Raw genomic sequence first — 11,217 nt, forward strand, 5'->3', positions numbered from 1 at the left:
CTATCCTTATTTATGGAATTGCAAACGGTGCCATCATTGGCTTGGAGGTAATCAAGGAGGGCCCTCTTTTATAAATGGGGCCGTATCTGCAGGGACGATTAAATTCTCCACTTATAAAGGGATGCGATATTTCTTACCTATAACTTATAAAGCATATTATAACGAGCCACAAAAAAAAAGGAACACCAGGTTTTTTTACCGTAATCCCAAAAAACCTAATGAAGTAATCGAAAGATCCCGCCCTGGTAATTTAGGTAAGGAGTTCGTTGAAAAGTTGAGAAAAGAATTTAATCTGGGTAAACCAACCAAATATAAACAATCTTAGGGGCGGGGTATGGGTAATGCTAACAGAGTAAATTATTTTTTCCCTTTTAGCTAATTCTTAGAAATTTTGAATCATGAGAGTGTGAATGCCTTATTCCCTGAAAGATCCTCCTGAATGTTATCCACGACCGGTTCCGCCAAAAACATCCCGCTGGTTTGTCGTTCTGGCGGGAATGTTGGTTATTAGCGTGATCTTAATGCGGATATTCGGGCGCTACATTGACACCAGGCACTTCTGGTTGCTTGCTATTGGCACACCTGTCGTTGTGTGGATTATAAGCTTCGGTTTTCGCATGTGGCTCTGGTCATTACAGGACTGTAAAGCGAATAGTTTTGACCGCCGTCGGGAACATTGGATTTTAAGTGAGACCCGTAAAGCACGCCGTGCGCTTCAGATACTAAATATAACATTTATAACTGCCCATCAGGAAAACAAACAGAGTTCTGTCGCTGTTGAAATGCTCAATAATCACAGCATTATCATTTCTCAGTCGGACTGGAAAGGTGAAAAAGGCAAGAGGCTGAGCCGTATTACGACAGAGCCAGGAGAGACTCCTGAGCTGGTTGTCTCACGTCTGCTTTCTGAACTCATTGCTGATCTGCCAGTTGGTCAGTTCCCGGAAAATGCCTCACTGGCAGTCATCCTTGATATCTCGTCATCTTTGTCATTCCCTGCGGTTCGGGAGATTTGGCAGGAAGCCTGGCAGGAAAGTGGAATAACCTGCGCGGTTGAGTATGTGGACAGCAATGGGCCGGGAGTAGTTAGCCACTGGCTGGATTACCGCATTAGAGATGAAGTGATGTTATTGATAGTCGGTCTCCAGATTGATCCGGTTGCATCAAACAATACTGCAGAAGCCGCTGTTGCACTGCTTCTGGGCAACCGCCTGACACAGGAGGCGCTCGAACCTCTCGCGTTACTGCACCGGCCAGATGCTTCCCCTCCTGGTGAACTGAGCGAGGGGATGAAGATGGCCGCATGGAACGTCCCGCTCAAAGGAAATATCGTTAAAAATTTATGGCTTGCCGGGCTGACGGGTGAGCAGCACGCAGAAGTGGTCACGTGTCAGAATGCACATCCTGCGCAGTCTGTAGCGGACGACTCCGTCATTTCACTCGACATGTCTATGGGACGTGCCGGTGCCGCAGCCCCCTGGCTGGCCATCGCTGCCGCCACTGAAATCACCCGACAAACACAGTCACCACAGATGATTATCTGTGGTGATAACACAAAGAATGTGCTGTGGAGCACGCTCATTACCCCGATTGCTTCCCGACAGGAGATGGATCCGTGAAGCTACCTTTTGCTTTTGCACCGAAGACTACGGAAGGCCGCTATCTTGCTATCGTATTGCTTTTCTTTTTGTTTTTAGCCGTTATGACGTTCATGGTCTGGAAGCATCCGGATATTGCCGGGGTTCAAGAAGGTAGTCAGCAGCAAATTTACTGGCTTATCGCTGGCGGATGTATCTCAGGTTGTACACTTATCCTATCCGTGGTGCTCCTGGCGGCAGTTCGTAATGCCGGTAAGCAGGAGTTTAATGCGCTTGTCGACGATACCCGTGGTGATGATGAGAAAAAGAAGCGGGGAAATGATAACACCCCTGTTCACCCTGCGGTGGTCATGTGTGACAGGATTCGGGCACATCTCCGCTCCCGTATTAGTTTTTACTGGCGTAGCAAAACACGACTGCTGTTAATCACTGGCGATGAAGCCGCGATTGAGCAACTGGTACTGCAACAGCAGCTGTGGCTTGAAGGCAACCGCACCGTGCTGATTTACGGTGGCAGCCTGGCATCGGAGCCTGACCGCGAAAAATATACCGCGCTGCGTAAACTGCGCCGTGGGCGCCCATTGGACGGAATTATCCGTGTACTGCCGGAGTCGCTTAATCTTACCCCAAAAATCAGCGACAGCGATTTACGCGGCCTGGAAAAAATCAGCGAATTACTGGGGTATTCCGCCCCAGTCTGGCTGTGGCAACTGTGCAGCAGTCACTGGTCACAGGGTACGCGTCCTGAGCAGGCGGTGGGCGCAAGCTTCCCACTACGCGCAAAAGAAAACGATGTAATCCGCCAACTGGAACTGATGCTGCCGGCCCTGCGGGCGCAGGGTGTGAGTCAGGTTGCGGGAAACAATAGCCACGACTTCCTGCTGCGCCTGGGCCAGCACCTGAAAGACGGCGGTATCACCCGTTGGGCTCAGCAACTGGTGCCATGGCTCTCCGTTTCTCAGCAGCGCGTTTCGCTGCGAGGGTTGATGTTTAGCCTGCCTGCCGATACGTCAGCGGGAACAGCCGACGCTGAGAATTATGGATCACAGCGTCATGCCCTGACCCTGCCGGCAACCTGGCAGGGTATTGTTGACGACTGCAAACGCGTACGTGGACGTCGTGTCGGTATGCCATGGGAACGAGCTCTGGCCTGGGCACTGATGGCCACTATCAGTGTCTGGGGATCAGGGACGCTGTTGTCGTTTGCGGTTAACCGGTCACAGATAGTCTCTGTTGCACAGCAGGCGCATGCTCTCGTGGAGCACCCTTCCGTATCGGATTACCAGCTGACGGCCCTGCATACTCTGCGTAATGATGCCGGTCGCCTGCTGCACTATATTCAGGACGGTTCGCCGTGGTATCAGCGCTTTGGTCTGGACCATAATCAGCAGTTGCTTGACGCAATGCTGCCCTGGTACGGGGTGGCGAACAACCGTCTGATACGTGACTCGGCAAATGAAGCGCTTAAGCAGAAGCTCAGTGCGCTGGCAAACTCTGCGCCCAACAGCGATCAGCGTACACAGATGGCGAATCCGGGTTATGACCAGCTGAAAGCCTGGCTGATGATGTCCCGGCCGGATAAAGCCGATGGCGCATTCTACGCGCAAACCATGAAAGCCGTGCAGCCGACGCGTTTAGGCATCTCAACCGGTCTGTGGCAAAGCCTGTCACCGGATTTGTGGGCTTTCTACATCACCGAACTGCCTGCGCAGTCACAGTGGAAAATCACGCCAGATGCGCAACTGGTGAGCCAGAGCCGCCAGGTACTGCTTCAGCAAATTGGACGGCGCAACGCGGAAAGTACGCTGTACGAGAACATGCTCAAATCTGTACGTCGTAACTTCGCCGATGTGACTCTGGAAGATATGACCGGTGGTACCGATGCCCGCCGCTTGTTTACCACCGATGAGGTGGTACCGGGCATGTTCACACGTCAAGCCTGGGAGGGAGGTATTCAGCAGGCCATTGAAAAAGCGGCAAACTCCCGCCGTGATGAAATCGACTGGGTGCTTAGCGATTCCCATAAAGCCGTCTCCTCAGACCTGTCGCCGGAAGCACTGAAAGCACGTCTGACACAGCGTTATTTCACTGACTTTGCTGGCAGTTGGCTGAGCTTCCTCAACAGTCTGCAACTGAATCCGGCAAACAATATTGCCGACGTCACCGACCAGCTGACGTTGATGAGTGATGTCCGCCAGTCCCCACTGATTGCCCTGATGAATACCCTCGCCTGGCAGGGGCAGACCGGCCAGAAGAGTGAAGGTCTTTCGGACTCCATCATCAAATCGGCTAAAGATCTGGTGGGTGGACGGGACAAACCGATGATTGACCAGTCAGCCTCAGGCCCGCAGGGGCCACTGGATGAAACCTTTGGACCGTTGCTGACACTGATGGGTAAAAACAAAGGCAGCAACATCATGTCGGCTGATAACTCACTGAGCCTGCAAACGTATCTTACCCGTATCACCCGAGTGCGTCTGCGTCTGCAACAGGTGGCCAGCGCCTCTGACCCGCAGGAAATGATGCAGACCCTGGCACAGACCGTATTCCAGGGCAAAAGCGTGGACCTGACCGACACCCAGCAATACGGCAGTCTGATTGCGGCTAGCCTTGGCGAAGAGTGGAGTGGTTTTGGCAGCACCATGTTTGTGCAGCCACTGACCCAGGCCTGGGAAACGGTGCTTCAGCCATCGGCAGCGAGCCTGAATGACAAATGGAGTCGTTCCGTGGTGGCGAACTGGCATACGGCTTTTGATGGACGTTTCCCATTCGCTGTCAGCAAGAGTGATTCTTCTCTGCCAATGCTGGCTGAGTTTGTGCGCAAGGACAGCGGACGTATTGAGCGCTTCCTGACCACGGAACTCGGCGGTGTGCTGCACAAGGAGGGGAGCCAGTGGGTGCCGGATAAGGTCAACAGCCAGGGGCTGAACTTTAACCCAGCCTTCCTGCGGGCGATTAATCAGCTCAGCCAGCTATCGGATATCTTGTTTACCGACGGCAGTCAGGGCATCAGCTTTGAACTACAGGCGCGTCCGGTACCGCAGGTGGTCGAAACGCAACTGACTATTGATGGACAAAAGCTGCATTACTTCAATCAAATTGCTGACTGGCAGTCTTTCCGCTGGCCTGGTGACACCTACAAGCCCGGAACCATGCTGACATGGACCACCGTCAATGCGGGTGCACGTCTGTTTGGTGATTACAGCGGAACCTGGGGTTTTATTCGCTGGCTTGATGAGAGTAAGCGAGAGCAGCTTGACCGCAGTCAGTGGATGATGAGTTTTACCGCGCCGGATGGTCGTACCCTACAGTGGGTACTGCGTTCACAACTGGGCAGTGGCCCGCTGGCGTTACTGGCACTGCGGGGCTTCACGCTGCCAGATCAAATATTTAGCGTAGACAGCGCGGCTATGGCGGAGGCGCTGATGACCAACACAGAAAACAGTGACATGGACGGAATCGAATAATGGACGCTTTGCAGAATCTTGTTGTTGCCTGTCAGGCAGATGAAACCCTGTTGCGACAGCAGGCGCAGTCACGTACGGAAAGCTGGCAACGCTGGTTTGCCCCGGTGAGTGAGATCAGTCCTACAGGAGAAGACCCGGGATATGATGATGATTTCCAGCGTATCCGGGAGGAGGTCAATAAACTTTCCGGCATTGATACCGGGCTAATTTGCCAGCTGGCTGAAAAGGTACTGACCACAGTGGCCAAAGATGTCCGGGTTGTCACTTACTATTGCTGGGCGCGGCTGCATCAGGACGGTGAAACCGGCTTTGCTGAAGGACTTGAGCTACTTGCGGGATTACTAACGCGCTATGGAAAGCAGCTTCACCCACAGCGAGAGCGAAGCCGTAAACCAGCACTGGAGTGGCTCGCAGGCTCTCGTCTTCTTGACAGCCTGTTACTCTGGCCGGAAGTGGTACGCGACGATGCTCTGCGCACGACCGGAGCGCTGCTGCTCATCCGAGACAGTCTTGAAACTGAGCCTGAAGCGTCACGCCCTGACCTGAATGCCCTGTACAGCGCGCTGGGATCCCGCCTGACAAAAGCCGGTGGTGTGGATGCGGTAATACCACAGAATGCCAGCAGTCAGACTCGCCCGCAGTCGGCATCTCACACGGCAGAACAGGACGCGCCAGCATTGAGCCGCATCACGTCAGGTCAAGATTTGCTGGCTCAGGCCCGAACCCTGACGGGATATCTGCGTGAGCAACCTGATGGCTGGCTTGCCGCACACCGGCTGATGAAAAGTCTGCGTCACGACACGCTGAGAGCGATCCCGGCACCGGATGCCGAAGGAAAAACACGTATCGAACCGCCGCGGGCTGACCAGAGGGCGATGCTCAAACGCCTTTATTTGCAACAGAGCTGGCTGGAGATACTTGAGCAGGCGGACAGCACGTTTTCGCGTGGTGCCAATCATCTCTGGCTGGATTTGCAATGGTACATCCATCAGGCCCTGATTAAGTTGGGCCAGGATGTGCTGGCCGATATCATTACCGATGACCTGAAAGGGTTGCTGCGGCGCCTCACTGGTCTTGAAACGCTGGCTTTTAATGACGGCACACCGTTTGCCGACGAGGTCACGCTGAACTGGATAAACCAGAGCGTGCTCGACGAGTTGTCCAACTGGCGGGATGAACCTGTCAATGCCGCGAGTGAAACTGACAACGATATTCTGGCCCTTGAACCGGAAGCACTGGAGAAAGCTGACACAGAGGGTCTGGATGCCACACTCCACTGGTTGCAGACTCGTCCAGGGTCCAACACCACGAAAGACAAATGGTTAGTGCGTCTGTTGATGGCTCGCGTAGCGGAGCAGAAGGGCAGGAATGAACTGGCCCTGCATCTGCTGGGGGAACTTGACGGTGCAGCACAGTCAATCACCCTCATGCAGTGGACGCCAGCGTTGTTGTTTGAAGTGAAATCGCGTCGCCTCAGGCTGCTGCGTATGAAAGCCGCTCGCAGCGAAACCGATAAGTCACGGCTTCAGCCAGATATGGACCAGCTTCTGGCCGGTCTGATTGCGCTCGACCCGGCAGGCAGTGCGGTGCTTTGCGGGTAACCAGAACTGAATTCAGTAAAAAGGAAAAACGTATGCCAGCAAAAGGCTTTTATCTGGTGCAGGGCGACAAAACGACCTGCGGCGGAAGAATTATCACGGGCGCAGAAGATCACACTCTGTTTGGTAAACCTGTTGCCCGGGAACAGGACGGCGTGACCTGCGGTAAATTTCCAGGAATTTACAAGGTAGCCGGAGGCATCGATAACGATATCATTCATGGCAGGCGAATGGCCGGCACTCTCGACAGCTACAGTTCATGTCCCTGTAAGGCAAAGTTTATTCCCTCGATGTGGGATGATACGTACGAAAAGAGTTCAGCCGGAGCAATTTTAGCAGCAGAAGAATCTGGAAGGACATCCCTGGCGAATGCGGTTTCTCAGGCGTTTCTGGCTGGCTCACAGACTGATACAATGTTAGCGCCGGGATATCCTGTGTTAATCAACACTCATACCGTACCGGATGACAACGTTCGAGGGATGCTCAGAGCTAACAGACATGATTTCCTCTTACTGACGCTGGAGGAATGTCAACGGATTATTGACGGCTGGGATTTTGTAAAAAAAACATGGAAAGATGCCGTGACAAATCCCGTTGGTAATACTGTCAAAACATATGCAACGAATATCGATGATGCAGCCAGTGCTTCAGCGATGGTTTACAAACTGGGAAGCATCGGTATAACCGCAACGGTGTTTATTAACCACAAAGGAACACGCCTGATAAAAATTAGTGGTTATGCCGCAATCAGGAAAACGCTCAATGCCCCTGTCTTTGCAGAGATGAACCCCAAAATCATCGAGGCTGGAATAGGGAAATTTGGATTAAAGAAATCCATCATTCAAGGTGCGATTCTCGGTTTTATATATGTTTCGGTTATAGATACAATTGATTTTATATTGAATGATGAAACAACACTCGCAAAGTTCCTGGGCACGCTTGCTACCGATATCGTCAAAGTAGGAATTACTTCAGCAGCGCTTTATGCTGTTGGATTATATACAATGTCTGCGTATATAGTCCTGAATATCGCTGTTGTTCTTGTTTTTGGAGCTGGTTTAGCTTGGGTGTTAAACACTCTGGACAGGAAATATCATATTACGGATAGTCTGGTTGAGTTCATGGCACCTTACATCGAATCTGCACAGCAAGAGTTTGTTGAAAGATCCAGGGAAATCTCAAATGATTTACTTGATTTGGGAGCCATGTATATAGATGGAAAGCTCAGAGAAGGGCGGCAAGTAATAGAATCCGAAATAAAGCAGTATATTAAAAAACTTATTGGCGATCTGGCGCCGCAGGTAATTAACTTATGAGTGCGAAACGCAGGTTTTTTGGAAATATTATTATTTGGTGTGTTTCATCATTAGGTTCCCTGTGGTTTGCAAATGATGCATTTAGTGAGCTATTTGAATTTGGAAATGATATAGTGTTTTCACCAATTGTTTCCGCTCTGCTAATGATTCCGATAATTCTTCTCTTCCCATGCATATACTGGTATTTGGCAATGAGGCACGGAGAAGAGCAGGCAATTATCAAATGCAAAAAAACAAACAGGGTATTTATAGGTCTGGTTGGTGTTTTTATCATAAGTTCTGTCATCTTTTCCTTTGCGTATACTTCGATTCTTGAGAGTAAAGGCTATGTGAAGTGCGTCGGCCGCCCTGATGGATGGATGCCGGGAATGGCCACCGAATACGTACTCCCACCATCAGTATGTGGAGGAAGTAGGCTCGCCGGAAAAGGATCGAGCAGTTATGCTCCCACTACATTCAGCCAGTCACAGGACGTTGAGAATGATTAAGTATCTGTTGCTTTTTTTTGCGCCTGTAGCTTCATTTTTACTGGTCAGGCATCACAGATAATATTAATAAACTATTTTTCGTACATGCAGGTAAGAGCATCTCTATCGGTTTTGCTCTTTTCCATAAACAGGGTGAATATGGCCACAGTTTGACTGCGATTAATATCCTTGACGCGCTCGAGCAAACACCTAATGTGCTACTACCGCACTCAAAGGAAAAGCATTGGTGCTGGAATATAGATAATCCAGATAAGATTGGGGAATGATCATGAAAAAGAAAGTAATTCTGGGGTGCATTATATTATTTTCGGGATTGTTGGTGCTAGTTGTTCATGTCTTCCCGATACGACCTTTCGTTACGATTACAAATAATACTAACAAACATCTTTTTATATATGCTGGTGAGAGTATCTATGACGTCGACCCCGAACCTGAAGAAGTTGAGCGAATTGTAAGGTCAAAACCTAAAATCATAGCTCCAGGCGAGAAAAGTGAATTTACTGCTTCATTTATATCTCTGGTTAGAAGAGACGCAGTAATCGATATTGGTTGGAGGATCGGTGGCCAATACGAATATAATTCAGTTGGTGGTGGAGGCCGGAATTTCATTCTTTCCTCAACAGCAGGTGCGTGTTCTGTGTCGATTAAAATAAACGATGGGTTTAATAATGATATTCTAGAGAAAGCTCCCGGTGATTTATGTTTTAAAAAAATAAAAGCATTCAACTATAAATATTGATCCATAGCCTGTTTTCTAGGAAATGTCTGTTTAAAGTTGGAATTTCCAGTGTTTAATAAATGATAAGAAATTAATATAAATATATGGATGATTTAACCCTGCGTTATTACGACGCTGAAATGCGCTACTTCCTGGAAGTCAGAGAAGAATTTGCCCAGGCTCACCCTGAGCAGGCTGAGAGTTCCATGAGACCTGATGTGATAAAATCACAACTTCAGCAAAAGATGGACCAGCTTCTGGCGGACTTGATTGTGCTCGATCCGGCAAGCAGTGCGGTGCTTTGCGGGTAACCAGAACTGAATTCAGTAAAAAGGAAAAAACGTATGCCAGCAAAAGGCTTTTATCTGGTGCAGGGCGACAAAACGACCTGTGGCGGGAAAATTATCACGGGCGCAGAAGATCACACTCTGTTTGGTAAACCTGTCGCCCGGGAACAGGACGGCGTGACCTGCGGTAAATTTCCAGGGATTTACAAGGTAGCCGGTGGCATCAATAACGACGCTATTCATGGCAGGCGAATGGCCGGAACCCTCGACAGCTTCAGCTCATGTCCCTGCCGGGCAAAGTTTATCCCGTCGATGATGGATGATACGTACGAGAAGAGTAGCGGAGTATCTACAGCAGAATCAGCAGCAGGTTTTGTGGCACCGGCGCAAACTACTCCGGAATTGCCCTCTTATCTCACTGGTGAGCAAAAGCCAACGGGATTCGTATCTGATTACCCTGTGTTAAAAAATATACATGATTTACCTGATGAAAAGTTAAGAATGATGTTTAAGCAAAATAACCAAGACATCATGTTACTAACTTTACCCGAAGTGTTTGAAATATTGTCATCCTGGGGTGCCTGGAAATACGGTTGGATTGCGATAACTGAAAGCACACCAGGTCGAATAATTGTTAACTATGGTACAAATATAAAGGATGTCGTTACAACATCCATGTTGGTGGGGCAGTTAGGTAGTTTTGGGATTAAGGCCACGGTATATGTGAATCATAAAGGCACAGAATTGATTAAAATCAGTGGCTACCCTGGGGTTAGGAAAATATTAAATGCGCCAGTTTTTTCTGCAAAAAACCCTAAGGTTGTAGATATAGGAATAGGCAAGTATGGTCTGGCGAAGTCGATCATAGAAGGTGCAAGATTAACATTTTATGTAGCTGCAGCATATCGCACAATCGATTACATTATGAATGATGAAATCTCCTTCGCTGAATTTATTGGTAGTCTGGCAACAGATGTAGTTAAGATTGGTATAGCATCTGCTGTCGTTTGGGGGATGGGACTGGTTCTGGTAACTCCATGGATCGTTGCAAACTTAGCAATAGTGGTCGTCGTTGGTGGTGTTGCTGCCATTACCTTAAATGTTCTTGATGATAAATTTGGTGCGACTGATAAGGTTTTAGCCTATATAGAATCAGCACAACAAGAATTTGCAAACAAAGCCAGAGAGGTTGAACAGGGATTACTGGATCTAGGGGCAATGTTTGCTGAACAAATGTTAATTAGAGGAAGGGACGTGATTGTTGAGAAAGTTCGCAATTATATTCGGGATAATCTGACGAGTATTCAACGGAGATTGTACTGATGTTTGAAGAAAAAATCCGACCTTTTCTTGCTGTAGTAATAATTCTTGGCTTATGTGTGCTGTGTATTTATCTTGGGGGTAGTATATTTCAGTCATACTTCTCTTTCGAAGATAGTATTATTTTTTCATGGTTAAGTATTGCATTAATTGCCTTGCCTGTTGTGATGATTTTTCCACTTGTTTATTTTGCCCTGATAATTGTTAAGGGGAAAAATTTTACTTTCAAAAAAATGGATAATTATGTTTCTTATTTGAAGTGGAGTTGCATTGCTATCATAATATTAGGGTTGTTATTTTCCTGTTTGTACCCCAAAGAATTGCTCAGCAAGGGATATGTCCGTTGTAATGGTGTTCCATCAGGCTGGATGGCAGGAACTGCAACCCGCTACGTTAAACATCCGTCTATCTGCGTCATTAATTGA

8 protein-coding genes and 1 pseudogene are annotated in these 11,217 nt (G+C 48.9%); all 9 read left to right on the forward strand.

Annotated features, from left to right (window positions below; genetic code table 11):
- The first annotated feature begins 410 nt into the window (after nt 1-410).
- A complete protein-coding gene (locus BH712_RS01775) occupies nt 411-1,619 on the forward strand; it encodes a hypothetical protein (RefSeq protein ID WP_006810790.1) in 1,209 nt (402 codons plus the stop codon).
- Complete coding sequence (locus tag BH712_RS01780) at nt 1,616-5,065, forward strand: ImcF-related family protein (protein ID WP_006810789.1); 3,450 nt, start codon at nt 1,616-1,618, stop codon at nt 5,063-5,065. Before BH712_RS01775 ends, BH712_RS01780 begins: the two co-directional genes overlap by 4 nt.
- A complete protein-coding gene (gene tssA / locus BH712_RS01785) occupies nt 5,065-6,666 on the forward strand; it encodes a type VI secretion system protein TssA (protein ID WP_006810788.1) in 1,602 nt (533 codons plus the stop codon). Before BH712_RS01780 ends, tssA begins: the two co-directional genes overlap by 1 nt.
- Nucleotides 6,667-6,698: 32 nt before the next feature.
- On the forward strand, nt 6,699-7,979 hold the full coding sequence (locus BH712_RS01790) for a PAAR domain-containing protein (RefSeq protein ID WP_006810787.1): 1,281 nt from the start codon (nt 6,699-6,701) through the stop codon (nt 7,977-7,979).
- Nucleotides 7,976-8,467, forward strand: a complete 492-nt coding sequence (locus tag BH712_RS01795) for a hypothetical protein (protein WP_006810786.1) — start codon at nt 7,976-7,978, stop codon at nt 8,465-8,467. Before BH712_RS01790 ends, BH712_RS01795 begins: the two co-directional genes overlap by 4 nt.
- A 268-nt stretch (nt 8,468-8,735) precedes the next feature.
- Nucleotides 8,736-9,206, forward strand: a complete 471-nt coding sequence (locus BH712_RS01800) for an immunity protein TsiR (RefSeq protein WP_032674104.1) — start codon at nt 8,736-8,738, stop codon at nt 9,204-9,206.
- 83 nt (nt 9,207-9,289) lie between these two features.
- A pseudogene (locus BH712_RS25345) lies at nt 9,290-9,382 on the forward strand (hypothetical protein); the annotation flags it as partial.
- Between the two features lie 147 nt (nt 9,383-9,529).
- The gene (locus BH712_RS01810; protein ID WP_006810783.1) at nt 9,530-10,795 is read left to right on the forward strand and encodes a PAAR domain-containing protein; all 1,266 of its coding nucleotides are present in this window, start codon (nt 9,530-9,532) and stop codon (nt 10,793-10,795) included.
- Nucleotides 10,795-11,217: a DUF1240 domain-containing protein gene (locus BH712_RS01815; protein ID WP_006810782.1), complete on the forward strand. Its 423-nt coding sequence runs from the start codon at nt 10,795-10,797 to the stop codon at nt 11,215-11,217. The genes BH712_RS01810 and BH712_RS01815 overlap by 1 nt, the downstream gene beginning before the upstream one ends.

The sequence above is a fragment of the Enterobacter hormaechei ATCC 49162 genome (genome assembly GCF_001875655.1).
In the GTDB taxonomy this organism is placed as follows: Bacteria; Pseudomonadota; Gammaproteobacteria; order Enterobacterales; family Enterobacteriaceae; genus Enterobacter; species Enterobacter hormaechei.

Excerpts from the sequence above, each read along its gene's own strand:
- BH712_RS01815 (WP_006810782.1), top strand. The coding sequence starts at position 10,795 with ATGTTTGAAGAAAAAATCCGACCTTTTCTTGCTGTAGTAATAATTCTT.
- BH712_RS01800 (WP_032674104.1), top strand. The coding sequence starts at position 8,736 with ATGAAAAAGAAAGTAATTCTGGGGTGCATTATATTATTTTCGGGATTG.
- BH712_RS01790 (WP_006810787.1), top strand. The coding sequence starts at position 6,699 with ATGCCAGCAAAAGGCTTTTATCTGGTGCAGGGCGACAAAACGACCTGC.
- BH712_RS01775 (WP_006810790.1), top strand. The coding sequence starts at position 411 with ATGCCTTATTCCCTGAAAGATCCTCCTGAATGTTATCCACGACCGGTT.
- BH712_RS01795 (WP_006810786.1), top strand. The coding sequence starts at position 7,976 with ATGAGTGCGAAACGCAGGTTTTTTGGAAATATTATTATTTGGTGTGTT.
- tssA (WP_006810788.1), top strand. The coding sequence starts at position 5,065 with ATGGACGCTTTGCAGAATCTTGTTGTTGCCTGTCAGGCAGATGAAACC.
- BH712_RS01810 (WP_006810783.1), top strand. The coding sequence starts at position 9,530 with ATGCCAGCAAAAGGCTTTTATCTGGTGCAGGGCGACAAAACGACCTGT.